The sequence below is a fragment of the Rhizobium sp. 862_C5_N1_2 genome, from assembly GCF_051811205.1.
Taxonomy (GTDB): Bacteria; Pseudomonadota; Alphaproteobacteria; order Rhizobiales; family Rhizobiaceae; genus Rhizobium; species Rhizobium leguminosarum.
This window is the reverse complement of record NZ_JBPWPT010000002.1, coordinates 766,455-790,753: the sequence shown is the minus strand read 5'-3', so window position 1 is coordinate 790,753 and position 24,299 is coordinate 766,455. Positions and strand designations below refer to the sequence as shown.

Annotated in this window: 21 protein-coding genes, 3 pseudogenes and 1 other annotated feature; of the genes and pseudogenes, 16 read left to right on the top strand and 8 right to left on the bottom strand. The window is 58.4% G+C overall.

Annotation, left to right across the window (positions count from 1 at the left end; genetic code table 11):
- Positions 1-69 precede the first annotated feature (69 nt).
- Both ACD590_RS28035 and ACD590_RS28030 read left to right on the top strand, forming a co-directional pair.
- Positions 70-615 carry an MOSC domain-containing protein gene (locus ACD590_RS28035; protein ID WP_439003876.1) on the top strand — a complete coding sequence of 182 codons (546 nt, stop codon included), beginning with the start codon at positions 70-72 and terminating at the stop codon, positions 613-615.
- A gap of 66 nt (positions 616-681) precedes the next feature.
- Positions 682-1,206, top strand: coding sequence for a metallophosphoesterase family protein (locus tag ACD590_RS28030; protein ID WP_439003875.1), 525 nt, complete (start codon positions 682-684; stop codon positions 1,204-1,206).
- A 409-nt stretch (positions 1,207-1,615) separates the two neighbouring features.
- Positions 1,616-1,728, bottom strand: a sequence feature (AL1L pseudoknot).
- A 124-nt stretch (positions 1,729-1,852) separates the two neighbouring features.
- Here the strand turns inward: ACD590_RS28030 and ACD590_RS28025 are convergent.
- Together ACD590_RS28025 and ACD590_RS28020 are read right to left on the bottom strand one after the other, a co-directional pair.
- On the bottom strand, positions 1,853-3,379 hold the full coding sequence (locus tag ACD590_RS28025; protein WP_439003874.1) for a SulP family inorganic anion transporter: 1,527 nt from the start codon (positions 3,377-3,379) through the stop codon (positions 1,853-1,855).
- A gap of 7 nt (positions 3,380-3,386) precedes the next feature.
- On the bottom strand, positions 3,387-4,091 hold the full coding sequence (locus ACD590_RS28020; protein WP_018444453.1) for a carbonic anhydrase: 705 nt from the start codon (positions 4,089-4,091) through the stop codon (positions 3,387-3,389).
- Positions 4,092-4,326: 235 nt separating this feature from the next.
- Here ACD590_RS28020 and ACD590_RS28015 point away from each other — a divergent pair.
- Positions 4,327-4,424 (top strand): annotated as a pseudogene (locus ACD590_RS28015) (IS5/IS1182 family transposase); the annotation flags it as partial.
- 224 nt (positions 4,425-4,648) lie between these two features.
- Here ACD590_RS28015 and ACD590_RS28010 read toward each other — a convergent pair.
- The 4 genes from ACD590_RS28010 to ACD590_RS27995 form a co-directional block, all read right to left on the bottom strand.
- Positions 4,649-5,482, bottom strand: coding sequence for an SDR family NAD(P)-dependent oxidoreductase (locus ACD590_RS28010; protein ID WP_018245219.1), 834 nt, complete (start codon positions 5,480-5,482; stop codon positions 4,649-4,651).
- An 83-nt stretch (positions 5,483-5,565) separates the two neighbouring features.
- Positions 5,566-6,189 (bottom strand): TetR/AcrR family transcriptional regulator, encoded by a 624-nt coding sequence (locus tag ACD590_RS28005; protein WP_028734656.1) that lies wholly within the window; start codon positions 6,187-6,189, stop codon positions 5,566-5,568.
- A gap of 2 nt (positions 6,190-6,191) precedes the next feature.
- Positions 6,192-9,302 carry an efflux RND transporter permease subunit gene (locus tag ACD590_RS28000; protein WP_439003873.1) on the bottom strand — a complete coding sequence of 1,037 codons (3,111 nt, stop codon included), beginning with the start codon at positions 9,300-9,302 and terminating at the stop codon, positions 6,192-6,194.
- A complete protein-coding gene (locus tag ACD590_RS27995; RefSeq protein ID WP_439003872.1) occupies positions 9,302-10,414 on the bottom strand; it encodes an efflux RND transporter periplasmic adaptor subunit in 1,113 nt (370 codons plus the stop codon). Before ACD590_RS27995 ends, ACD590_RS28000 begins: the two co-directional genes overlap by 1 nt.
- A gap of 98 nt (positions 10,415-10,512) precedes the next feature.
- Between ACD590_RS27995 and ACD590_RS27990 the strand changes: the two genes are divergently transcribed.
- Both ACD590_RS27990 and ACD590_RS27985 read left to right on the top strand, forming a co-directional pair.
- Positions 10,513-11,100: a TetR/AcrR family transcriptional regulator gene (locus ACD590_RS27990; protein WP_018444458.1), complete on the top strand. Its 588-nt coding sequence runs from the start codon at positions 10,513-10,515 to the stop codon at positions 11,098-11,100.
- A gap of 56 nt (positions 11,101-11,156) precedes the next feature.
- Positions 11,157-11,424 (top strand): annotated as a pseudogene (locus ACD590_RS27985) (transposase domain-containing protein); the annotation flags it as partial.
- Between the two features lie 73 nt (positions 11,425-11,497).
- Here the strand turns inward: ACD590_RS27985 and ACD590_RS27980 are convergent.
- Complete coding sequence (locus tag ACD590_RS27980; RefSeq protein WP_018245225.1) at positions 11,498-12,244, bottom strand: NADPH-dependent F420 reductase; 747 nt, start codon at positions 12,242-12,244, stop codon at positions 11,498-11,500.
- Between the two features lie 94 nt (positions 12,245-12,338).
- Here ACD590_RS27980 and ACD590_RS27975 point away from each other — a divergent pair, with 94 nt between their 5' ends.
- The 11 genes from ACD590_RS27975 (at position 12,339) to ACD590_RS27925 (ending at position 23,553) form a co-directional block, all read left to right on the top strand.
- Entirely contained in the window at positions 12,339-12,716 is a 378-nt protein-coding gene (locus tag ACD590_RS27975) for a winged helix-turn-helix transcriptional regulator (protein WP_026230379.1), read from the top strand.
- A gap of 145 nt (positions 12,717-12,861) precedes the next feature.
- On the top strand, positions 12,862-13,632 hold the full coding sequence (locus ACD590_RS27970) for an SDR family NAD(P)-dependent oxidoreductase (RefSeq protein WP_439003871.1): 771 nt from the start codon (positions 12,862-12,864) through the stop codon (positions 13,630-13,632).
- Positions 13,633-13,913: 281 nt separating this feature from the next.
- On the top strand, positions 13,914-15,242 hold the full coding sequence (hisD, locus tag ACD590_RS27965; RefSeq protein WP_439003870.1) for a histidinol dehydrogenase: 1,329 nt from the start codon (positions 13,914-13,916) through the stop codon (positions 15,240-15,242).
- A 4-nt stretch (positions 15,243-15,246) separates the two neighbouring features.
- On the top strand, positions 15,247-16,260 hold the full coding sequence (locus ACD590_RS27960; RefSeq protein WP_439003869.1) for a zinc-dependent alcohol dehydrogenase: 1,014 nt from the start codon (positions 15,247-15,249) through the stop codon (positions 16,258-16,260).
- Between the two features lie 36 nt (positions 16,261-16,296).
- A complete protein-coding gene (hutC, locus tag ACD590_RS27955) occupies positions 16,297-17,028 on the top strand; it encodes a histidine utilization repressor (protein WP_018245230.1) in 732 nt (243 codons plus the stop codon).
- Positions 17,029-17,060: 32 nt separating this feature from the next.
- Entirely contained in the window at positions 17,061-18,350 is a 1,290-nt protein-coding gene (locus tag ACD590_RS27950; RefSeq protein WP_439003868.1) for a hypothetical protein, read from the top strand.
- A 3-nt stretch (positions 18,351-18,353) separates the two neighbouring features.
- Positions 18,354-19,499 (top strand): alpha-hydroxy acid oxidase, encoded by a 1,146-nt coding sequence (locus tag ACD590_RS27945; protein ID WP_018245232.1) that lies wholly within the window; start codon positions 18,354-18,356, stop codon positions 19,497-19,499.
- A 125-nt stretch (positions 19,500-19,624) separates the two neighbouring features.
- Positions 19,625-20,641, top strand: coding sequence for an ABC transporter substrate-binding protein (locus ACD590_RS27940; protein ID WP_439003867.1), 1,017 nt, complete (start codon positions 19,625-19,627; stop codon positions 20,639-20,641).
- Positions 20,642-20,665: 24 nt separating this feature from the next.
- Positions 20,666-21,526 (top strand): ABC transporter permease, encoded by an 861-nt coding sequence (locus ACD590_RS27935; RefSeq protein WP_026188656.1) that lies wholly within the window; start codon positions 20,666-20,668, stop codon positions 21,524-21,526.
- Position 21,527: 1 nt separating this feature from the next.
- Complete coding sequence (locus tag ACD590_RS27930) at positions 21,528-22,310, top strand: ABC transporter ATP-binding protein (protein ID WP_018444464.1); 783 nt, start codon at positions 21,528-21,530, stop codon at positions 22,308-22,310.
- 61 nt (positions 22,311-22,371) lie between these two features.
- The gene (locus ACD590_RS27925) at positions 22,372-23,553 is read left to right on the top strand and encodes an amino acid aminotransferase (RefSeq protein WP_130729927.1); all 1,182 of its coding nucleotides are present in this window, start codon (positions 22,372-22,374) and stop codon (positions 23,551-23,553) included.
- Positions 23,554-23,675: 122 nt separating this feature from the next.
- Here ACD590_RS27925 and ACD590_RS27920 read toward each other — a convergent pair.
- A pseudogene (locus tag ACD590_RS27920) lies at positions 23,676-23,885 on the bottom strand (ISL3 family transposase); the annotation flags it as partial.
- Between the last annotated feature and the right edge of the window lie 414 nt (positions 23,886-24,299).

Below are 24,299 nucleotides of genomic sequence, written 5' to 3'. Positions count from 1 at the left end.
CTGCCATGGCTTCCCCGGCGATGCACATGAAGGTATGGAAACGTCTCGGTGAAATTTGAGGAGGATTGCATGGACCGCGGACAGGTGATCGCAGTCGCGACAGATGATAAACATCGGTTTTCGAAGAGGCGGATGAATGAGATCCACATCCTCGCGGGTCTGGGCGTCGAGGGCGACGCGCACCTGGGCGTGACCGTCAAGCACCGCTCCCGGGTCCGGGCCGATCCTAGTCAGCCAAACCTGCGACAGGTTCATCTGATCCAGGCGGAGCTTTTGGACGAGCTCGCCGATCAAGGTTTCAAGGTTGGTCCGGCCGACCTGGGCGAAAACATTACCACCCGCGGCGTCGACCTTCTGGCGCTCCCGCGCGGAACGGTTCTGAAGCTCGGTGCGAACGTCGAGCTTCAGGTCACGGGGCTGCGCAATCCCTGCTCGCAGATCGACAACTTCCAGCCGGGACTTCTCAAAGCCGTCCTCGGCAGAGGACCGAACGGCGGACTCATCCGGAAGACCGGCGTCATGACGATCGTGCTCAAGGGCGGAGTCGTCGTTCCCGGCGACGCTATTGCCATCGAGTTTCCCGTCCCACCATTGCTTCCGCTCGAAGTCGTGTAGGGCGCCCGTATTGTTCATGAAGCACCCTCGCATCGACGTTCGAACGCCAGACGCCAGTTATTGCACATGATCCATTTTACCGGCGATACTCATTTCGGCGACCCGCGTGTCCTTCGCCTCGACAGACGTCCATTCTCCGACGTGGTCGAACACGATGACGCCCTGATCCGCACTTGGAACGAAACGGTCGGGTCTGACGACGAGGTTTGGCACTTGGGAGACTTCATGTCGGCAAGAGCGGGCGATTGTACCGAGCTGCTTGCCAGGTTGAACGGTCGAAAGCACCTGATCATGGGCAACAATGACCCGGCGACGACCACGAATTCGCCGGGCTGGGAAAGCGTGCAGCATTACGCGGAACTCCGCCACGAGGAACGTCATCTTATCCTGTGCCATTACGCTTTTCGAACCTGGAACCAGATGGGCAAGAAGTCGATCAATCTGCATGGCCACTCGCATGGCAGATTGAAGCCTCTTCCCCGCCAGTACGACGTCGGCGTCGATGGGCAGGGACTTCGCCCCGTCACGCTGGCGCTCCTTTTGACAAGGAAGCGTTTCGTCATGGGTGGAGGAGGCATTTTGGACGAATAGGGAAGGCGTGCAGCGAGGGCAAGCCGTTTCTCAGGCGCCAACGGCCGCTACCTGGTGGTGCGGTGTTGGAGCCGTTATGCTTTTGAGTGGACTCGAACTCTAGGCACCCCTTCCCATTCGTTCGGCCAAGCCACAAGGCACTTATCATCGGGCTCACGATGATGCCCCCGCGCAGGATGTGCCTAGGATAGCCGCCACCGCGACCCTCGCCTTCGTGGTCCTTTTCGCATCCTCGATCTGGTTGTCGACTGGCAGAATTGTTCCGGGAAGTGAAAAACAAATGCCGTTGCTGGCCCGGCGATGCGGATCCGTAAACCTGCTGGTGTTCTCGGCCGTGCTGACCCTCAGCGCATTTTTACGACACCAAGAATACCGCAACCGTCCTCATTGAAGTCTCACCCTGGATTGACGAGCCGATCGGCAGTTGCCTGCAGATCGGCTCGACCCCGAACACTCCAGTGTTCGTCGATGAACGATCATCGCTTCAATGGGCGGTCGAGGTCCGCCTTCGTGAAATGAGCATACGTCTCGCGCTAGATCTCGTGGGCCTGACGAGGCTCGCGGTTCCCTGCTCAAGAGCCTTCATCTTTCTGCAACATTACACAGCAGGCCTGCTCGTTTAACGCAATTGCCCGCCCGAAGACGATCAGGCGGCTTCGGCGGAGAATCGCTCAAATAGCGGCTTGAGGCGGGGATGCCGCGCTGCCTGGGGCGGGTGGATCTCAACCGTTCGACCGGATTTCGTCTCGCGCCGGAGCCATTCGCTGATGGTCTCCGCGCTGGTGTGATCAATGTAATGCAGGTGACTGCCGATGATACTGACTTTACGACCTTCAGGCAGCCCTTCGAGCGTATTAAGTAGCGCTGGCACGTCCTTGCAGGTGACCGCTCCGCGCAGCCGAACATGTATTTCGCCGTTGACTTCGGAATGCCGGATCGCCTGCTTTCGGCGCAGATAGGGAAGCACTTCGAGGATCGACAGCGCAAGTCCGAGGGCCACACCAACCAGCAAGTCCTGCAGGACGACCATCGCCACTGTGACGGCCCAGATTCCAACCGGCATGAGACCATGGTGTTCGAACAGGTGGCGCACATGATGAAGGCTGATCAGCCGCCAGCCGGTGACAATCAGGACAGCGGCGAGCGCCGTCAACGGTATCATTTCCAGAAGATCCGGCAAAAGCGCCACCAGGCCCAGGATCCATAGGCCATGCAATACTGCCGAGATTCGCGTGCGTGCCCCCGCCTGAATATTGGCCGATGACCGGACAATGACACCCGTGATAGGTAATGCACCGAGCAAGCCGCACAGTCCGTTACCGACGCCCTGGGCGAACAGCTCCTTATTGAAGCGCGTGCGTCCGCCGTCATGCATCCGATCGACTGCCGCTGCCGAAAGAAGTGTTTCGGCGCTCGCAATGACGGCAATCATCAGGGTCGCCAAGATGACGCCGGGCTGCACCAAGTTGGCAAAACTCTCAGCGGTCGGCAGCGATATACTCTCAAGGAGTGAGGTAGGCACAGCTACGTGGGCGATTGGGAGGTCGAGCGCGGTGGTCAGGACCGTGGCGGCTGCAACCCCGACAAGCGCCCCAGGAACGAGTGGCAGCGATTTGGGGCGAAATTTCTCCCAGCAGACCATCGCGAGGAGAGCGATGAGACCAACCAGCAGTGCGACGGCCTCGTTGGTCACGCTGGCGCCCGATAGTCTGCCGACGCTCTCGTCGAAAGCGGTGACATTCTCGATGCCTCCCGCCGCCGGCTTTGAGCCCATCAGAACATGGACCTGCCCGAGGATGATCAAAATGCCGATGCCGGCCAACATACCATGAACCACGGCTGGCGAAATTGCTCTGAACCAGGAGCCGATCCGGAGGAAACCCGCTATGATCTGCAGGAGACCGACGACGAGCAGCACCGGCCCCAGCAGGGCAATTCCATACCGGTCGACGAAGCCGAAGACGATGACGGCAAGACCAGCGGCAGGGCCTGAGACCTGAAGAGGCGAGCCCGCCAGAAGCCCGACAACGAGGCCACCTATGATACCGGAGACAAGTCCCATGGCCACGGGTACCCCGGAGGCGACGGCGATGCCCAGGCAGAGCGGAATGGCGACAAGAAAAACGACCAGAGACGAAGCCAGGTCGCGCGAAAATGCAGAGCTGTTTTTCATGATGTCACTATTCCCCGGCAAGCGTTGCAGAAACCCGCGGCATGACATGCGGGTGATTTCGCCCTGTGAAGGCGACTGGCAGCGCCTCACCCTCCTGCACCTCGGTAAAACTTGCCAAAGCCCCGTCATAGACCTGGACCTCGCCCGTCTCGATGTCGAAGAACCAGCCATGCAGGGTGATCTCGTTGGTCGCGAGCTTTGCAGCCACGGACGGATGCGTCTTTAAGTGGTCGAGCTGAACGACGACGTTTTCCATGCCCACCGCACGCACACGTTCGGCTTCGGAAAGGTCGTCGGGATAGGCTTGGCAAACAATCGAAAAGGCGGCGTGACTGTGCCGCAGCCAGGCTGCAACATTCGGCATCGGTTCCAGCATTTCCGGCCGGCACAGCCCTTTCATCGCCCCGCAATCGGAGTGACCGCAAACGACAATGTCGCTGACACCTAACGCGAGGATAGCGTATTCGATAGCCGACGAGACGCCACCATTGAGGGTCGAAAAGGGCGGAACAATATTGCCTGCATTGCGGCAAACGAAGAGATCGCCGGGACCGGACTGCGTTATCGTTTCCGGCATTACGCGGCTGTCAGCACAAGATATCATCAAGGCATGTGGTTGCTGGCCTTCGCGAGCCAGCTTGCGGTAAAGCGCCGAGTGACCAGGAAACACGGCGCCGCGAAAATTGGAGATACCTTTCAGGAGATCACCCATATTCGGATCCTCTTTCTAGCCGGACGTCGGGTTGGGAGGTTGTCGCTCATCCGGCGGGTTGCAGAAGCGATCTTTTCGCAAGCGTAGATAAAGGGAAAGGAACTCCGAAAAAAAGAGCTCCACACCATATTGCAGCGCAACATTTTTTGAACGAGATGTGATCTGGCTAATTCCAACTCACGTCGCAGGTTATTTGCAGGACGGTCTGCCCTGAGCAAATCAGATTCAAAGCTGCCGCACACGCAGTTCGTCCGGCCGCGACAACCGCATGTTTGTGGAAACAGTGCTTTGGTGCGTACCGGCTCGCCCTGTCGCGACCCGCCGGAATGGTTCGAGCGATCCTGAAGTTGATGCCACTGACCGCCTTCACAACGCTTGAGAAGTTTGCAACGACTTTATCGTTGTCGCGGCGGTTATGATCGCAAGGGTATTCAGGATGCATTAATCGACTGAAGGGACAGCTGCGGCGGTAGATGCCATGTCGATGAAGCATTGCACGCTGGGGATTGGAAACCGGCCTGCCCGGATATCGGTATGGGGCGGCAACAATGATCATTCTATGGCCCCAGAATTCTTTTCATGGTGGCTCGCTGCATCGAACGTGGCGTCAAACGATTTGAAAAGGCAACGACGTTATTCATGAACCCGGCGATCACGGACGCTTTCCCCTGAGAGAGTGCTCGAAGGCCGCTTTCGGCGACTGGACGGGGCTTCATTGTCAAAAGGCGCAGTATGGGTGAGACCGGAGCCCCGGCAGCTGTATCGAAACCCGTTTCGGTGTGCCCTGGGCAAAGGCTGGTGACGACCACGCCTTGCCGACGGAGCTCTTCGTGCAGGGCTTCTCCAAACGCCAGTACATAAGACTTCGTCGCAGCGTAAGCAGCAAAGCTGGGAACCGGCTGAAGCGCAAGGAGACTTGCCACGAGAAGGATCTGGCCCGATCCCCGGGCGGCCATGTCACGTCCGAAAGCATAGCTCAGTTCGGTGAGCGCCGTGATGTTGAGCTGGATCATATCGGTGGTGCGCTCGATCGGTGTTTCGAGAAAATCGCCGTGCAACCCGTATCCGGCATTGTTCACCAGGATGTCGATCTGTAGCGACTTCTCATCCAGGCTGGTCTTCAAACGGGCAGCAGCGCCTGGAGCGGCAAGATCGATTGGCTCGACAACGATATCGACATCATGCTTCCGCCGAAGTTCGGCAGCGAGCTTCTCCATTGGCTCCCTGCGCCGGGCCGCGAGTACGAGATTGACTTTTTGCGCCGCGAGCAGTTCAGCAAATTCGAGGCCAAGGCCACTTGACGCACCGGTGATCAGGGCACGTTTTCCGGGAGCGCCATCAATTTTTTCCACGACGGAGATTTGCGTTCCCGTGTCAGCACTGTGTTGCATTCGTTTTCCTGTCAATTAACTGGACCTGACCCCCGATGTTTGATTCCCTCGGGGTTGATGGCGAATGGAGATATTCGAGCGCTTCACGCATCGATTGCTTTCAGAATAAAGTGGATCTGATCACGCAGACCTTCTTCGGTATCTACGCCGTCTCGGACCCCCTGCTCTATGAGAACAGGGTGGTAGAAGGGCATGAGGGCGTTCATCAGAGATCGGGCGGCCTTCGCCGCATCAACACGAAACGCGCCTGTGTCGATCCCATCATTTACAATCGCCTCGATGATCGCCACGAGATGCTTATTATGCGCACCGATGATCGCCCAGTTCTGTGCCGTTGCGGCGACAACCAGATCATGAACCGGCTTCTCGTGCAGGAAGGTGTTTTTCCGTTCCCTGTGAAGCTGATTGAAAAGTTCTACCAGCTTCTCGTAAGCCGGCCCCTCCATCTGTGCAATCGAAGCTGCAGACCGCATTGTTTGTCCGATGATGCGACCACAAATCGCCGTGTTGATCGCCGCCCTTGAAGGAAAAAAGCGATATATATTGGCGCTACTCATCCCGAGGTGGGATGCTATGTCGGCTACCGATGTCTTTTTGTACCCGATGCGCCGAAAGTGTTCTTCCGCCACATCGAGGATACGCTCCCGCCAGAGATCGGTGTGAGTTTCTGTACGGGTGCGGAAGGCTCGTCGGGTTGGGCACAAGATTCCTACTCCGCAGCCAGTGCTATCGGCGGTTCGAGACGCTCGATGGCTTCCTCGTGGCTCTCTTCTTTTGCAGGCTTGATACGGAACCACACCGCGTAGAGGGCTGGAAGGAAGAGCAGTATCATCACGGTGCCCGCAGCCGTTCCGCCAATCAGCGTATAGGCCATCGACCCCCAAAACACTGAATGGGTCAAAGGGATGAAGGCCAGGACGGCTGCGAGCGCGGTCAAGATGACAGGACGAGTCCGCTGGACGGTTGCTTCAATGACAGCGTGATAGTCGTCGAGACCTGCAGCCTGGTTTTCCTTGATCTGCTCCGTCAGGATCAGCGTGTTGCGCATGAGGATGCCGGCCAGTCCTATCAAACCGAGAATGGCGTTGAATCCAAAGGGTTGATTGAACAGAAGCAGCGCTGGGACCACGCCTGCAAGTCCAAGAGGCGCGGTCAACATGACCATCGTCATCGTCGAAAGGCTGCGTACCTGGAGGATGATGACAATCAACATGGCCGCGATCATCAACGGGAAGACTTGAACAAGTGCGACATTGGCCTTGAGCGATTCTTCGATGTTGCCGCCCATCTCAATGCGATATCCCACTGGAAGCGATGCGATAAGCGGCTGAAGGGCCTTCATCACCTGCTGGGAGACCTCCGGCGGCTGCGTCGCCTCGTTGATATCGGACCTGATCGTAATGACCGGTGTCCGATCGCGCCGTTTCAGGATCGGTTCCTCGAACCGGATTTCGGAATGCCCGATCTGATCGAGGGGAACCTGGCGACCATTCCGGCTCATCAGCGAAAAGTCGGCAAGGCGTGATGGATCGAGGCGGTTCTCGCCAGCACTGCGTGCGACGACGGGCACGTTGCGGATGTTGTCGCGCACCTGCGTGACAGGGATGCCGCTCAGCAGCAACTGCATCTGCTGGGCTGCCTCGGACGGTGAAAGACCGATCAGATTGAGCCGCTCCTGATCAGGGACAAAGCGCAACACAGGCGTTCGATTGCCCCAATCGCGATTGGCCTGACGGACATCGGGCACAGTTTTCATAATTGCCAGAGCTTGCTCGGAAATCTTATAGAGTTCCTCCTGATCCGGTCCCATGATCCGAAACTCGACCGGGAACGGCGTATAGGGCCCGAATACGAGCTGCGTGACGCGTACGGATGCCTCTGGAACAAGGCCGTCAGAGATTGCGGCGCGAAGGCGATGCTTTAGCTCTTCTCGTGCATGCGCATCGGGCGTCAGCACGACAACCTTGGCGAAGGCGGGGTCGGGCAACTCGGGCGCCATGGCAAAGAAGAAGCGGGGAGCGCCCTGCCCTACATAGCTGGTGACGATTTTTGTTTCCGGCTGGGCCTGCAGCCAGTCTTCGACCTTCTCCACCGCGGCCGTCGTGGTTTGAATGCTCGAACCTTCAGGCATGCGAACTTCGACGAGAACCTCAGGCCGGTCTGATGTCGGGAAAAACTGTTGCTTTACCCCTCCCATCCCGACGACCGAGACAGCCATCGTCACGCCGACCACGGCGCAGGTCATGAACTTATGGCGAACCGCAAACGCGATGAATGAGCGCAAGCGGCGATAGTTCGGCGTATCGTAGATGGCGTGGTGTCCACCTTCCACCGGTTTGATGTCAGGCAGCATCTTCACGCCGAGGTAGGGCGTAAAAGTCACCGCGACGATCCAGGAAACGATCAGGGCAAATCCCACGACCCAGAAGATGTTGCCGGCATATTCACCTGCAGTCGACTTGGCGAAACCAACGGGCATCAGTCCGATGATTGTGACGAGTGTGCCGGACAGCATCGGTGCCGCCGTGTGGCTCCAGGCATAAGCGGCCGCCTTAATGCGATCCATGCCCTCCTCCATCTTCACCACCATAACCTCAATGGCGATGATGGCGTCATCCACGAGAAGGCCCAGCGCAAGAATGAGCGCGCCGAGTGTGATGCGGTCGAAGAACCGGCCGGTTTCCAGCATGATGAGGAAGACGACGGCGAGCGTCAGCGGCACGGCGAGCGCCACGACAATGCCAACGCGCCAGCCGAGTGCGACAAGGCTCACGAACAGCACGACGCCAAGCGCCATGGCGAACTTCAGCATGAATTCACCGACCGCCTCGTCGATATTGACGGCCTGATCGCTAACTTTTGTAAGGGTCATGCCCAACGGCAGTGTCTGCGCGATCGCGGCGGACCGGGCTTCAAGCGCCTTGCCGAGGTCAAGGCCATTCCAGCCCTGCTGCATTACGGCGCCCAACATCAAAACCGGTTCGCCATTGTGACGGATGACGTAAGTGGCCGGATCCTCATAGCCACGCCGTACATCCGCCAGATCGGAGAGTTTCACCGTTCGTCCACCTGCTACGATCGGCGTGTCGGCAATTGCCTGTACGCTATTATAGGCTCCGTCGAAACGGATGAAGACCTGTGGCCCGCGCGTGTCGATCGAGCCTGCGGGCGTCACCGTGTTCTGTCTCTGCAAGGCTGCGGCAACATCCTGCGCCGATATTCCAAGTGTCGCGAGCTTGGCATAGGAAAATTCGACGAATATCTCTTCGGGGCGCTCCCCGAGGATGTTGATTTTCTTGACGCCCGGAACATGCAGCAGATCCTGGCGGATGACCTCCGCCTGCCGAACGAGGTCCCGCATCGGCATCCCCTTCGCCTTCAATGCGTAAAGGCCGAAGCTCACGTCGGAATATTCATCATTGACAAAGGGACCCATGACGCCGGGCGGAAGATTTCGAGCCTCGTCGCCGAGCTTCTTGCGCGCTTGGTAGAACTCCTCTTCAACTGCGGACGCCGGAGTATTATCCTTGAGTGTGACTGTAAGGAATGCGTAGCCAGGCCGCGTCGTTGTTTCGACGCGGTCATACCAGGTGAGTTCCTGGATACGCTTCTCGAGTGGCTCTGCGACAAGATCCTGCATTTCACGCGCGGTGGCGCCCGGCCAAACTGAGGTTACCGTCAGGGTCTTGATGGTGAAGGAGGGATCCTCGGCGCGGCCCAATTTGACAAAGGCATAGACCCCGGCGGCGGCCAACAGGACAATAAAGAATAATGTAACGGCGCGTTCGCGAACCGCGATGGCGGAAAGATTGAAGCTCATTACTTTGTCACCTCTTGCTGCGCAGCCGTCCTGACGGTCGCGCCATTTTCCAGTAGATGCGCGCCCAGAGCGACAACCTGCTGACCAACCCCTATTCCGGTGACAAATGCCATTTCCTCGCCGATCCGCTTGATCTCGACAGGCTTGAAGTTCACGGTCGATGTGGCCCCGTTGACAACCCACACACCTGTCCGGCTGCCGTCGTCCAGGATGGCACCGACTGGTACGGCGACCTCCGATCGCCGGTTCGCGTCGAATATTTTGATCGTCACCGTCGAACCAAGCGGGGCAGAGGCAGCGGCGCCTTCGAGAACATACCGCGCCTCGTAGGTCCGGGTTTGCAGGTCGGCAGAATCGGAAATCTGTCGCAAAAGGGCTTTTCCACTTAGACCCTCGCCTCCATAGACACTGGCTTGCGCTTCGGATCCTGTCTCGGGCCGCAGGGTTTCCGGTAGCCAGACAACGGCTTCACGTGGCCCCGCCTGCGCCAGTTGAACCACCGTTTGTCCCGCTGACACCACCTGTCCCGGGTCTCCGAGCGTATCGACGACCGTTCCATCCGAGTCTGCAAGAAGAACGCTATAGGAGGCGGCGTTTTCCGCAACCTCGGCGTCCGCTTCAGCCGCGGCAAGCTGTGCCGAGGCCGTATCGAGGGCCGCTTTCGCTTGTTCATAACGCTGCGGGGTGGCGGCCAATCCATTTTTGACCAGCGCCGCATACCGTTTCTCGTCTGCTTGTGCTTGGATCAGGACAGCACGCGCTGCGGTAACCGTATTGCGCTTCGCCGTCAGAGCAAGCTGAAGATCGGTTTCATCGATGCGCATCAGAGCCTGGCCTTGCTTGACCTGCTGGCCCACATCGACCATCCGCTGAACGATCTTGCCCGGAACCCGAAAGCCCAGATTGCTCTGTACTCGCGAAGCAACCGTGCCGGTAAAAGATCGCTCTGCCGTTTCAGTCCTTGTCGCCTCTGCCACCCTGACCAGTGGCGAGGCAGTCCTTGGGTCCGGAGCCTCTGCCTCCGACTTAGGGGTTCCGAAAACCACGAAATAGGCACCGGCACCCGCCGCTGCCGCGAGGCCCACGAGAGTCAGGACATGTTTGCGTTTCATCTTAAGTTCTCTTCTTGACCAGCGATCCGGATGATTTAGATTGCGATCTAAATCTAATTGCGTTATAGATGTCAAATGAAATCTAATCGGAGATCAATATGAGAGTGAGCCGGGCACAGGCCGAGGAGAACCGGGAAACGGTGATCAACGTCGCAAGCCGTCTGTTTCGAGAGCACGGCTTCGACGGTATTGGCCTCAAAGATCTGATGAAGGGGGCGGGCCTTACACAAGGTGGGTTCTATAAGCAGTTCTCGTCCAAGGACGATCTTGCAGCCCAGGCGTCCAGGCGCGCGCTGGAAAGCGCTACGCGCAGATGGTCGACGGCGGCTGCGACAAGTTCCGATCCCCTCGAAGCAGTCATGGAGTTCTACCTCTCACCCGGACATCTTGGAGAAAAGGGTGACGGTTGCCCTCTAGTGGCGTTGGGATCGGACGCGGCGCGGCAGAGTGAAGAGGTCAGGCGTCCATTTGAGGATGGTATCCGCGCTCACTTTGAGGTGCTGGATGAGCTGATGGACGACGCCAAGAGCTCAAATCCCAGCGGCAAGGCGATGGCGATACTGTCTCTGATGGTGGGCGCCGTCACGCTGTCGCGCATCTTGCAGGATGAGAATTTGTCGCAAGGCATCCTCGACGCAGCCGCTGGCGAAGTCAGGCGCATTGCGCGCGGTGATGGCATCGCCTGAAGGCTATCGCTGGGTTCGGTGACCTGGTCCGGACGCCAAATATTGCGAAGGGTCTGGACGGTCGCATCGAGATCGACAACAAGAGCGTCGACAGGACCATTCTGCCGATTGCCCTCAACCACAAGAACGCACTTTTGCCGGGCATGACGCGGGAGCGGACAACTGGGCGACCATCGCCTCGCTCATCGAGACGTGCAACTTAATGACGTCGATCCGCTTGCGTATCTAACCAGCACCCTCACCGCCATCGCTAAAGGCCATGAGCAAAGGCGGATCGATTGCCTTCTTCCGTGGAGATACTCGACGCTCCATTGCAAAACGTAACCATCATCTTGGCGGACCCGGCGGATATGATCCTCCTACGGTTTTCTGACACGACTTTTGACATGGTGCCACCTCAGGTTAGTGGGTTGAGGGAGCGATTCATTGCCACGACATCATCATGGGTGGGGCTCGGGCCGAGAGTTGCCATTTTGCTCGTGAGCTGTTCACGTTTCTTGGGTGCTTCACCCTTTACCGCCGCATTGAGTGCCCTGCGCATGGCGACTGCATCGTAATCGCAGCAATAGCCAGGCGTCGAGGGTTGCTGCCGCCAGGACTCTTCAAGCGTACCGCCATCAACCGGGTCGAATCCGACCTCGTTCACGATCCCCATAACAAGCTGCTTCGCTGCGTCATCATCTCCGGCGACCGCTACGGCCAGCCGACCGTCCGTCCCTTCAGGTTGACCCAGTTCCGCCAGAGAATGCGCAAGGATGTTGTTGAACGCCTTGATGACGGGACGGCCGATTTGTTTGGAGACCCACACGCTTTCGGCCTCGCCTGCATCAAGGTCGGCAATCTGCGGATCGCGCAGCCCCGGATAGTAGTTGCTGGTATCAACGACCGGCACGCTCGCGGGGACGTCTTTGAAGAGGTTTTTCGGCAGCCTTTCGATAGCGGGAAGCGGGATGGACATGATGACCAAATCCGCTCCGGAGATAGCTCCGTTCGTGTCGGTCGCCGTCGCTCCGATCTCCTCCGCAAAGGGCCGCACAGCGACCGCGCCTTTGGAGTTGGCCACCCTGACCTCATGCCCCGCAGACGCGAGTTTGCGAGCTATGGTGCCGCCGATGTTGCCAATGCCAATTATGCCGATTTTCATGCTGATGCTCCTGTTGTTCTGCACCACAAGATAGTAGATACTGCGGTATCAACAAGAACTAACTGATAAGTGGGTTACCCACCAAAAGGTAAGTATGGCAGCGGATCGTGACTGGAAGTGCGGAGACCCGCAACAGCATCTCAAATGGGCGGAAGCGACTACGGACGCCCTGCGTGTGCTGGAAGGCAAGTGGAAGATCGTGATCATCTGCCAACTGTTCGGAGCGAAAGAGGCCCTTCGCTTTTCCGAACTCGAACGGCGCTGCGCAGGCGTGAACCAGAAGATGCTCATCCAGCAACTGAAGGAACTGGAAAAGGACGGAATCGTGACCCGTACCGTGTATCCTCAGGTGCCGCCGAAGGTGGAATACGAGCTGACCGAGATGGGCAAAGCCCTGGGACCCTCGATGGCCGAACTTATTGACTGGGCCTACATGCGCAGGGAGCGACTGGCGGATCAAAAAGCGACCTGACAACATTGTAGGGTTAGGATGCCGCCTACGCTTACTAGGCGGGGCATGCGTCTTTCTGGCACGAATGGGAATGCCTCTTTGTCAATACATGTATAGACATCGTTCTTGAACGGTGGTTCTATCCTGCAAAAGCAAGGGGATCATCATGGCCAATAAGATGTTCGATCTGGCAGGAAGAGTGGCAGTTGTAACCGGTGCGAGCCGCGGCCTGGGCCAATGGATTGCGCTGGCGCTTGCCGAAGCGGGTGCCGATGTCTGCGTTACGGCGCGCGATCAAAATTCGCTGAGCGAAACCAAAGAGAAGATTGAGGCCCTTAACAGGACCTGCATCACGAGCGCCCAGGATGTGACAGACATCTCGTCCATCGACGAGACGCTAAGCAAGTTCGAAAACATCACTGGCGCTGTCGACATCCTTGTCAACAATGCCGGCTACGAACAGACTTCTCCCTCGCTCGAGGTCGATGAACAGATATGGGACAAGATCATCGGCACCAACCTCAAGGGCGCGTTCTTCTGGTCGCAGGCCGCAGCACGCCGGATGTCGCGCCGAGCCAACGGTGGAAGCATAATCAATCTCTGCTCCCTCACGTCCTACGTCGGCATCCCGACCGCTGTGCCCTACGGCTCCTCGAAGTCGGGACTGCTGGGTATGACGCGCGCGCTTTCGGCGGAATGGGCGCCGCTAGGGATCCGCGTGAATGCGGTGGCTCCCGGCTATTTCCGAACAGCGATGACCGAAGGGTTTTATCAGGACAAGGGCTGGTCTGCGAAAATGCTCGACAAGATCCCACAGAAGCGGTTCGGTGATGGTTCCGACATCGGCGGCGCCGTCGTCTTCCTTGCAAGTGGCGCATCGGCCTACATTACTGGCCAATGCATTCCTGTCGACGGCGGCTTTCTGGCATCGATATAGAAACGGAAATTGACGCTTGACAGCACGGGAATGATCATATTGTCTATAGATGTATAGACAACTCTAGACAATAAAATGGGAACGAAGTCTTCGACTTCCTGGGAATTTGCCGGATAACCATATCCGGCATCCTCGCACGAACAGCTTGCAGGGTATTGCCCGGTTGCCACCGACTTGCGGTGCGTTTCCGCATGACCTGTAGGGACGATATATCGTCGCGCCGGCAGGGCGCGGACGACAGCGGCTGTCAGCGCCTCTGTGCGCCAATAAGGGTATGAGCAATGACCGACGTCACCTTTCATGAATATTCCAATCTTGGACCGGATGAGCAGGCGGCACTCTTGCGACGGTCCGAAACAGACATCTCGGGCTTCATCGAGAAGGTGGCACCAATCCTTGAGGCCGTGCGCACCGAGGGTGACCGCGCCGTTGCCCGCTTCGGCCGCGAACTCGACAAGGCAAATATTACAGAAGCAACGATCAAAGCAACGGAGGCGGAATTCGATGCGGCTTTCAAGCTCGTTAGCGAGGATGTGATCGAGGCCATCACCTTCGGCATTGAGAATATTCGCCATTTTCATGAAGAGCAGAAGCCTGAAGCCATGTGGCTGAAGGAGATCAAGCCAGGCGCCTTTGCCGGCGACCGCTTCACCCCGATCAAGTCCGCCGCGCTTTACGTTCCACGCGGCAAAGGTTCGTTTCCGTCGGTCACGATGATGACCTCCGTCCCGGCCGTAGTGGCAGGTGTTCCCAATCTGGCGATCGTCACTCCGCCTGCCCCGGACGGTAGCGTGGACGCCGCAACGCTGGTGGCAGCGCGTCTGGCCGGTGTGGAAACTGTCTACAAGGTAGGAGGCGCTCAGGCAGTCGCAGCTGTTGCCTACGGGACGGAAACGATCAAGCCGGCACTGAAGATCGTTGGACCGGGAAGCCCTTGGGTGGTCGCAGCCAAGCGGAGCCTGTCAGGTATCATCGACACAGGCCTGCCTGCTGGCCCTTCGGAAGCGATCATTTTCGCGGACGACACTGTCCATGGCGGCCTTGCCGCGCTCGATCTCCTGATCGAGGCCGAGCATGGTCCCGACTCTTCCGCCTATCTCGTGACCCATAGCCGCCGCGTGGCCGAGGAGGCCCTCGCCGCGCTGCCGGAGCATTGGGCACGTATGACCGAACAGCGGGTTCAGTTCTCGAGCGCTGTCCTTTCAGGCAAATGCGGAGGGATCATCCTCACCTCCTCGATCGAGGAAAGCTACGATTTCGTCAACGCCTACGCGCCGGAGCATCTCGAAATCCTCTCGCAGGATCCCTTCGCCCATCTCGGAAAGATCACCGAGGCCGCAGAAATCCTCATGGGTCCGCATACGCCTGTCAGCATCGCCAATTTCTGCCTCGGTCCAAATGCCGTGCTGCCGACGAGCCGCTGGGCGCGCACGTTCGGCCCGCTGTCGGTGACCGATTTTGTGAAGCGCAGTTCGATCGGCTACGTGACAGCGTCGGCCTATCCCGAGTTTGCGAAGCGTGCCCACAAGCTGGCGGAATATGAAGGCTTCTCATCCCACGCGCACGCAGTCTCGGCGGTCCGCGACAACTATCTGCCAAAGCGAGGCTGACAGGATGAAGGCGGTTCGGCTTTACGACGCGTTTGATCTCAGGGTCGAGGAAGTCGACAAACCTCTGTCACCGCCCGCGGGCTACGTGACGATCGACGTTCGCGCCGCGGGCATCTGCGGCTCGGACGTTCACAACTACCGAACCGGTCAATGGATCAGCAGGCGCCCATCCACCGCTGGACACGAGTTTTGCGGGCGCGTTTCCGCGCTTGGTGAGGGTGTCGAAGGTCTCGCGATCGGTGACCTCGTCGCAGCTGACTCCCGCTTTTACTGTGGCCAATGTGAAGCATGCAGATCAGGCCGCACCAATATCTGCGAACATCTCGGTTTCGTCGGCGAGGTGTGCGACGGAGGATTTGCGGAGCAGACCCAACTACCCGGTCGGCTGGTTTTCAAACACGAGCCGTCACTTGATCCTGCAGTGGCGGCCATGGCCGAACCTTTGGCTGTCGCCCTTCATGCGATACGACGGCTTAACCCACCCCAAGGCGAGGCGATTCTCCTAGTCGGCTGCGGGACGATAGGCGGTCTCTGCGGTTTGCTGCTTTCACATCTCCACGATGGAAAGTTGTTGTTTGCGGATTTGAATGGCAGCCGTGCCGAGATGGTGGCCGCAATTTGCGGAGGATCGGTGGTCGCACTGGATAAGTCGCAAGCAAGAACCGCACTCGGCGACGCGCGACTGCGTTACGCGGTGGATGCAACGGGAAGTACAAAAGCCATCGCGCAAGGCATCGAACTTCTGGACGGGGGCGGCGCCTTCGCTCTTGTGGGTATTAGTCATGGGAAACTGGATCTGGATCCCAATGTCCTCGTCGAGCGTGAGATTTCCCTGATTGGCTGCCATGCCTTTGAAGACGAACTCGCCGATGCCATCGCGATGTTGCCAAAGCTGCAGCCTGCACTTCTACAATTTAGCGAGATCATGAACTCACTCGACGGAATTCCTGATGCATACCACCGACTGATCGATGGTCGTTCAACCAAAATAAAGACGATCATTCGAATAGCCGATTGATCGAGCACACGCCTCGGCGTGAGACGGAGATAGAAATTGCCCGGCCTTTCAAACACCGCGCTGCCGCTCTACGAAAAGGTCAAGGACTTCGTGCTCGACAATATCGGGAACGGCAACTGGCCACAGAACGAGAAGCTTCCGTCCGAGCACGAGTTGACGTCTTCGCTCGGCGTTTCTCGCATGACGGTCCATCGCGCGCTTCGTGAACTGACCGCCGAAGGCTATCTGCGCAGGGTCCAGGGGGTCGGGACGTTCGTCTCGCCTCCCAAAGCACAGTCGACACTCATCGAGATCAGCAACATCATCAGCGAGATCAAGGCGCGTGGAAGCCAACACCGCGCGGAGGTGATCCTGCTCGAGCGGATCGAGCGGCCGGATCAAATGCTATTGGACGCGTTCGAGTTCAGAAAGCTTTGCCCCGTCGATCACTCGATGGTCGTTCACTACGAGAATGGCGTCCCTGTTCAGCTGGAGGAGCGCTACGTCAATACAGAGCTGGTAAAGAACTATCTCGATCAGGATTTTACGTCCATCGGCACCTACGATTACCTTCAGCACAGCACACCCCTAACCGAAGTCGAGCATCTCATCAGCGCCATTCCGGCGACGGAGAGACATGCACGCCTCCTGCACATTCGTGAGCGCGATAGCTGCCTGGTCCTCAACCGAAAAACGTGGACGGGGCAGGCGATCGCAACGGTCAATACCTTCACCTATGTCGGCAGCCGCTATTCGCTTGGCAGCAGATACTTACCGCCCAAAAAATGAAAACCTTCGCGTCATTGCAGGAGTGAGAGAGCATGGGGCAGCCCAACAGTCGGACGGCAGCCATACGGGAAAATGCCAAGAGGGGCGACGGCAGTGCCGAAGCTCTTCTTGCCGACCTGTTGCGAGATCTGTTTGGGGTCGACGCACGCGATCTGGCCATCAACCACGATCAATACAGCCTCAATTCACTGAATGGCTTCTTCGAGGCCGACGGAAAGCCCTACTTCTTCAAATTCCATCAGGAGGAAAACGAGGAGGAGATGAGCGGTGAGTACTATCGCGCCGATATTCTTGCCAAGGCCGGCCTGCCGGTAGATCAGCCGCTTATGATGTCGACCCTTCCAGGCGAGCAGATCCTCGTCTACAGGCGCAGGACCGATCCGCGCTTTTCCGATGCTCTGCGTACCCTCGACGGGCTTCATGATGAGCAAATGGCACGCCAGGCCGTGGATGCGGAGCGCCGGCTCAATGAGACCGTCCTATCGGTCTATCTGAGGACGTTGCATCCTGTCACTCCAGATGCGGTCATGAAGGAGCCGGTTCATCGCCTGTTCCGCGATCGACTGGTGACAGCCCCGAAAGGGACCTACCCTGGCGGACGGCTGGAGAGTTTTTATGTCGGCAAGACATTTGACTTTCCAGGCATCACGCTTTCCTGGGATTCGCTCTCGAAAGCCCGCTTTGTCATCAATGGCATCGAGTATAGCGAAACTCTCGGCCAACTTTTCGACGCCGCGCATGAAAGACTGAACCCTGTCCGTCTGGCCGATAGTGGCGGGGTGACGGCACACGGCGACGCTCATAACGCCAATGTCTGGTTCGAACGGCGCGAAGGGCGCGCGAGCCTGTCCTTCTTTGACCCAGCCTTTGCCGGCGAGCACATCCCGACGCTTCTGGCGGAGGTGAAGACGACCTTCCACAATATCCTCGCCCATCCCTACTGGCTCTACGATCCGGCTCTTGCCGAACAGAAATTCAAGGCCACAGCCAACTACAAGAACGGCCGTCTCTTTGCGGATTTCGATTGGAAGCTGACCCCGGTTCGCAAGGCGCTTTTGGAAACGAAGGCCGAAGCAATATGGAAGCCATTGCTTGCCGCCCTCAAACAGCGCGACATGCTTCCTCAAGACTGGCGAAAAGTTGTCCGGCTCGGGCTCTTCCTATGCCCGACGCTTGTCATGAACCTGCGCGCAGGTGCGACAAGCCACAATCCGACATCCTCCCTGATCGGGCTTTCTGTGGCCATGATGGTCGGCTCGGAGCCTGATGAGGGCGAGGACCTAATGACCCGCTTCCTCGCAACGATAGATCCGGAGGGGTAGATCGTGACGATCGTCAATATCGATGACCTCCGGCTGGCCGCTCGCAAGCGATTGCCGAAGCTCTTCTTTGACTACATCGACGGCGGCTCCTTTGCGGAGGAAACCTATCGTCGAAACAGGGACGATTTCTCGCTTTTGCAACTGCGTCAGAACGTCCTCGGCAACTATGCCGAGCCTGATCTGGCGACCGAATACCTCGGGCGACGCCATCCTCTTCCATTCATGCTGGGGCCGGTCGGCTTTCTTGGCCTTTACGCGAGAAACGGAGAACAAAAGGCAGCCTGTGCCGCTCACGCTGCCGGCATCCCCTTCTGCCTTTCGACCTTCTCGATCGCGTCGCTGGCAGACCTCCGGCAGGCGACAGACGGTGTGCTACATTTTCAGCTTTACGTGCTCGACGACCGCGCGCTTTGCGAGGAGTTTCTAAGCGCTGCGGAAGAGGCCGGTGTCGAGGCGCTGTACGTGACCGTCGATACGGCCATCACCGCCATCCGCGAACGTGATGTGCGAAACGGCTTCCGATCTCTTACGCGTGTCACACCTCGACTGTTCGCCAGTCTATGCCGGAAGCCTGGCTGGTTGTTCGATATCGGTCGCGGCGGCATGCCCTCCGTTCGGGCGGTCGAGCATCGCACAGACTTCGGGAGGGGAGCGCTCGAACAGGCCGCCAATCTTTCCAGGCGCATCGACAAAAGGCTCGCATGGAAGGACATCGAGGCATTGCGCGACCGGTGGAAAGGCAAACTGATTATTAAGGGCATCCTTTCACCTGAGGATGCCAAAAAGGCACAGGCGATCGGCGTCGACGGCATTGTGATCTCGAACCATGGCGGTCGCCAACTCGATGGCGCCATGAGCACGATTGCAGCGCTTCCCGACATCCGGGCCGCAGTCGGACCGGATTTCACGCTGATGCTCGACGGGGGCGTGCGAAGGGGAAGCGATATTGTCAAGGCACTTGGAATGGGCGCCGATGGTGTCATGTTGGGTCGGGCCTATACCTACGGTCTCGCAGCTAAAGGCCAGGCCGGCGTCGACCGTGCGATCGAGACATTACGCCGGGAGATCTCGATTACCTTGGCTTTGATGGGCGTGAGCTCCATCGCCGACTTAAAGGAACGTGGCTCGCACCTCATACTCAAACAGTAACCGCTAACGCCGGCGAAAGGAGACAAGTACGCAATGTCCGCCACCAAGAGCTTGATGGTCGGGCGTCAAACCTAAGAAGATGCAAGCTTTGTGATCCGTTAAAATCATCAAAAGAGGGGTTCCCAATGAACTACAAATCCATCAGCAAGCAGTTTTCCCGCGCAGCGATCGCGCTCGGGATCGTCGGCATTCTTGCCGGTGCGCAGGCTAACGCCCAGGATCAAATCCCGTCCAAACCGGAGCCGGGTACCTTCAAGATCGGCATCGAGCCCTGGCTCGGTTACGGTCAATGGCACGTCGCCGCCAGCAAGGACTTGTTCAAGAAAGCAGGCCTTGAGGATGTCGAACTTGTCAACTTCAGCGAAGACAAGGACATCAACGCGGCACTTGCCAGCGGTCAGCTCGACGCTGCCAATATCGCCACGCATACGGCCATGGCCATGGTTGCCGCCGGCCTGCCGGTGAAGATCGTCTCGCTTCTTGATTTCAGCCTGAAGGCGGACGCGATCCTGGCCGGAAGCGACATCAAGAGCGTCGCTGACCTCAAGGGTAAGAACATCGCCTTCGAGGAAGGCACGACAAGCGACATCCTGCTGAACTACGCGCTTGCCAGCAACGGTATGACGATCGACGATATCGTCCGCGTGCCGATGCCGGCAGCTGATGCTGGAACGGCACTGATTGCAGGCCGTGTTCCCGTCGCGGTCACCTACGAGCCCTACATTTCAACGGCGCTGGCCCAGGACAAGAATATCAAGCTGCTTTTTGAAGCCGGCAAGGATCCGGGCCTAGTCTCCGACGTTCTCGTCGTTCGCGAGGAGGTGCTGAAGCAGAAACCTGGGCAGGTTCTGGCCATGATCAAGGCCTGGGATATGGCTCTGGCCGACTACAAGGCCAATACCGAGGAGGACCGCACCATCATCTCGAAGGCCGTGGGCGCCTCCCCGGATGATCTGAAAACGGCTTTCGACGGTGTCCAATACTATAGCTCTGCCGAAGCAGCCAAGGCCTTTGCCGGTGACTTCAAGACCAAGACCTTCGCCGACGTTCTGAAGGCGGCCAAAACAGCCGGCCTCGTGACCCAGGACGTTTCCGCCGACAGCATGATCGACACATCGTTTGTCGATGCAGCGAACAAGTGACCTCTGGCCACCAACGGGACCGTAATGTCTAGCTCAGAATTGTCGTCCACAACGAAAGAAAGGTCCCGCGCGCCATCGCGCGCGGGCGTCGGTAGACCACCCGGTGCCTTTCGGATCGGGGATCCGATCAGCGGCCGGTCGTTTTTTCTGATTGCCGTTGCCGTCTTTGCCCTGCTTTTTGCCGTGTGGTGGGTTGCTACCATCACCGGCTGGGTGAAACCGATTTTTCTGCCCTCGCCCGGAGCGGTGTGGGCCAAGATGATGGAACTGGCGGTCGATGGCACGCTGTGGACGGATGCCGGGATCAGCATCTATCGCATGCTCGTCGGATTTCTTATTGCATCGGCCCTGGCGATCCCGATCGGGATCATGATCGGCTGTTTCAAGACGTGGGAAGCGGCTATTGAGCCCTTTGTCGACTTCGTTCGTTACATGCCGGTTGTCGCCTTCGTTCCGCTGACCATTCTGTGGGCAGGAACAAGCGATATCCAGAAGTTCGTCATCATCTTTATCGGAACCTTCTTCCAGCAGGTACTGATGGTCATGGACAGCGTCAAGCGTGTGCCGACCGACTTCGTCGGACTGGGCCGTACGCTCGGAATGTCAGAAACCAGGATCCTGCGCCGCATCGTCCTGCCGTCTGCCCTCCCCGGCATCTGGGACACGCTGCGCATCAGCCTCGGCTGGGCCTGGACCTGGCTTGTGCTGGCAGAACTTGTGGCGGCGACGTCCGGCCTCGGCTATCGGATCGTCGTCTCTCAGCGATATTTCCAGACGCAGACAATCATTGGTTACATCCTGCTCCTTGGCTTGCTCGGTCTGATCACAGACCAAAGCATGAAGGCCCTGGAGCGCATCTTCTTCCGTTACGCTGCAAGGCATTGAGATGAGCGAACCCAAACTAAAGATCGAGGGTCTGAACAAATGGTATGGTGGCAGGAAGAGCCCCGTCCACGCCCTCAGCGGTATCGACCTGGAACTCGCCGACAACGAATTCGTCTCCTTGGTCGGTGCTTCCGGCTGCGGCAAGAGTACGCTGCTGTCGATCGTCGCCGGACTTCAGGGCTTCGACAATGGCCTTCTTCTGACGGATGGAGCGCCGATCGTCGGTCCCGGGCTCGATCGCGGCGTTGTCTTCCAATCCTACACGTTGTTGCCGTGGCTGACCGCGCAGCAGAATGTTGAATTCGCCCTGCAGGCGGCCGGGTTGCCGAATGCCGAGTGCCGGGATGTCGCCCGCCACCACATTGAACTGGTGAAGCTCACCAAGTTCGCCGATGCATTTCCGTCGCAACTGTCGGGTGGCATGAAGCAGCGCGTCGCCATTGCACGTGCCCTGTCCTATCGACCGAAAATGCTATTGATGGATGAGCCGTTCGGCGCGCTCGACGCTCTGACCCGACACCAGATGCAGGAACTGCTGACCCAAATCTGGGAAGAGCATCGGCTGACCGTCCTGTTCGTCACGCACGATGTCGAAGAAGCCGTCTATCTGTCCGACCGAATTGTGGCGATGAGCATCAATCCGGGGCGCATCAACGCGACTTTCCACGTCGGGCTTTCCCGTCCACGAAACCAGGACATGATTGCAACGTCGGAATTCGTTGCTCTTCAAAAGCAGGTTCTTGCCGCAATACGCTCCGGGTCGCAAAGCGAGTTCGAGCATTGATTCAGCCGACGCGGGGCAGCTGGGGCAGCTCCGCATTCGACCTTAATTCAAAGGAAAAGCCGTGTTCGAAACCCTCACCGCCGCGCCGCCAGACAAGATCCTCAGCCTCTCGGTTCTGTACAGAAATGACGCACGGCCGACGAAAATGGATCTCGGCGTCGGCGTCTACAAGGATTCGCAGGGTGCGACCGTCATCATGCGGGCCGTGCGGGACGCTGAGAAGCGCCTCTATGAAAGCCAGACGAGCAAGACCTATGTCGGCATGGCAGGCGATGAAGGTTTCAACAAGGCCATGCTGAAGCTGGTCTTTGGCGAGAAGGCCGATCTCTCGCGCATGTTCGCCTGCCAGACAGCGGGCGGCTCGGGCGCACTCCGCACGATCGCCGACCTATTGGCAAAGGCCCGGGCGGACGCCACCGTCTGGCTCTCCGACCCGACCTGGGTGAATCATGTACCGATCCTGAAGGCTGCAGGCCTCAATATCGCGACCTATCCCTATTTCGATCCCGCCAGCGGCACGGTGAAGGCCGAGGCCATGCTCAAGGGATTGAAGCAGGCAAAGGCCGGCGACATCATTCTGGTGCATGGCTGCTGCCACAACCCGACCGGCGCCAATCTGACGATCGAGCAATGGGGTCTAGTCGCGGATCTTCTCGTCGAAGGCGACCTTTTTCCCTTCATCGATCTTGCCTATCAAGGCTTCGGCGACGGTTTGGAGGCAGATGCCGCCGCCGTTCGCCTGCTCGCAAGCAAGGTGCCGGAAATGGCTGTCGCCACCTCCTGCTCGAAGAACTTTTCGGTCTACCGCGACCGCGTCGGCGCCGTCATCCTGATGGGCAGGGACGCAGAAAGTGTAAAGATCGCTGGCAGTCAGGCGCTCGCCACCACTCGCGTGCTGTATTCCATGCCGCCGGACCATGCCGCCGCCGCCGTCCGCCTTATCCTCGAGGACGATGCACTGCGCGCCGACTGGAAGTCCGAACTAGAAGCTATGCGGCTTCGTATGCTCAACCTGCGAAAGGGCTTTGCCGAAGCGCTCCGTCGCCAGTCCAACACCTCGCGCTTCGACTTTATTGCCGACCACCGGGGTATGTTCTCGCGGCTCGGCCTGACCGAAGCGCAGGTCGACCGCCTGCGAGATGAGTTCGGCATCTATATGGTTGGTGATTCCCGCTTCAATGTCGCGGGCCTCAGGGAAGACCGGCTCGACGACCTCGCCAAGGCTGTTGTTTCGGTGCTCTGAGCCCAAGGACCTGCCAGTTCAGTGGGCGAAGCTGTGGGCGTCTTCTGCTAACTTGAACGGGTCAATCTGCAAATTGAAGCGTCAACGCCATTCGCTATCGCAGAACGCGTTCTGAAACGGTGCGACACGGCCGTGATGCCTGGATGAACGGCAAGCCACGCTTCCGCCGTTGCCATCTCGCGGTCGGGCAACAACCCCACGATGCTCCGCCTCTCTAGATCACAGACTATGCTGCCGTAGCGGCAGTTGCGACGCCAGGCCAAGTCACAGATGCCAATGACATTCAGCGTTTCCGTTGGAGCGCGCGTGCGCCGACGGACGACGCGGAGCAACCCTTGAAGCGCAGTTTGGAGCACCCCTGCACCTTGCAACAACAAGGGTGTTTCACTGAGCGAAAAGGACGAACGTTACCCCAAAGGTATTTCGAAAATTAGAGAAGATCTGGGTGACCTGGCTGGAGGCTAGGGCGCGAGCGATTTCCAGCGTTCTGAGGCTTGCAATCCGCCAATCTTCGGGACGCGCTGGCGTCTTGCCGGGTTCCGGATTTCGTCGGGGGGCACCTGGAAATAACGATCACTTTCTCAACCGAGATCGGCCAGCTCGTACCCTTCGATATCTTCATCCCGGAAATCATCTAGGGATGATGGGATTCCCTCATTTCCCTCAACATTCTTTCAAGAATGCAAGTGAGCTCCTCGCCAGAATGATGGATTGCTGCGGAATTTCGCGTAGAGATTCGTGAAGCG

What these genes read in the sequence shown, in the direction of transcription:
- ACD590_RS28035 (WP_439003876.1), top strand. Translation starts at nt 70, where the DNA reads ATGGACCGCGGACAGGTGATCGCAGTCGCGACAGATGATAAACATCGG.
- ACD590_RS28030 (WP_439003875.1), top strand. Translation starts at nt 682, where the DNA reads ATGATCCATTTTACCGGCGATACTCATTTCGGCGACCCGCGTGTCCTT.
- ACD590_RS28025 (WP_439003874.1), bottom strand. Translation starts at nt 3,379, where the DNA reads ATGAAAAACAGCTCTGCATTTTCGCGCGACCTGGCTTCGTCTCTGGTC.
- ACD590_RS28020 (WP_018444453.1), bottom strand. Translation starts at nt 4,091, where the DNA reads ATGGGTGATCTCCTGAAAGGTATCTCCAATTTTCGCGGCGCCGTGTTT.
- ACD590_RS28010 (WP_018245219.1), bottom strand. Translation starts at nt 5,482, where the DNA reads ATGCAACACAGTGCTGACACGGGAACGCAAATCTCCGTCGTGGAAAAA.
- ACD590_RS28000 (WP_439003873.1), bottom strand. Translation starts at nt 9,302, where the DNA reads ATGAGCTTCAATCTTTCCGCCATCGCGGTTCGCGAACGCGCCGTTACA.
- ACD590_RS27995 (WP_439003872.1), bottom strand. Translation starts at nt 10,414, where the DNA reads ATGAAACGCAAACATGTCCTGACTCTCGTGGGCCTCGCGGCAGCGGCG.
- ACD590_RS27990 (WP_018444458.1), top strand. Translation starts at nt 10,513, where the DNA reads ATGAGAGTGAGCCGGGCACAGGCCGAGGAGAACCGGGAAACGGTGATC.
- ACD590_RS27980 (WP_018245225.1), bottom strand. Translation starts at nt 12,244, where the DNA reads ATGAAAATCGGCATAATTGGCATTGGCAACATCGGCGGCACCATAGCT.
- ACD590_RS27975 (WP_026230379.1), top strand. Translation starts at nt 12,339, where the DNA reads ATGGCAGCGGATCGTGACTGGAAGTGCGGAGACCCGCAACAGCATCTC.
- ACD590_RS27970 (WP_439003871.1), top strand. Translation starts at nt 12,862, where the DNA reads ATGGCCAATAAGATGTTCGATCTGGCAGGAAGAGTGGCAGTTGTAACC.
- hisD (WP_439003870.1), top strand. Translation starts at nt 13,914, where the DNA reads ATGACCGACGTCACCTTTCATGAATATTCCAATCTTGGACCGGATGAG.
- ACD590_RS27960 (WP_439003869.1), top strand. Translation starts at nt 15,247, where the DNA reads ATGAAGGCGGTTCGGCTTTACGACGCGTTTGATCTCAGGGTCGAGGAA.
- ACD590_RS27950 (WP_439003868.1), top strand. Translation starts at nt 17,061, where the DNA reads ATGGGGCAGCCCAACAGTCGGACGGCAGCCATACGGGAAAATGCCAAG.
- ACD590_RS27940 (WP_439003867.1), top strand. Translation starts at nt 19,625, where the DNA reads ATGAACTACAAATCCATCAGCAAGCAGTTTTCCCGCGCAGCGATCGCG.
- ACD590_RS27935 (WP_026188656.1), top strand. Translation starts at nt 20,666, where the DNA reads ATGTCTAGCTCAGAATTGTCGTCCACAACGAAAGAAAGGTCCCGCGCG.
- ACD590_RS27930 (WP_018444464.1), top strand. Translation starts at nt 21,528, where the DNA reads ATGAGCGAACCCAAACTAAAGATCGAGGGTCTGAACAAATGGTATGGT.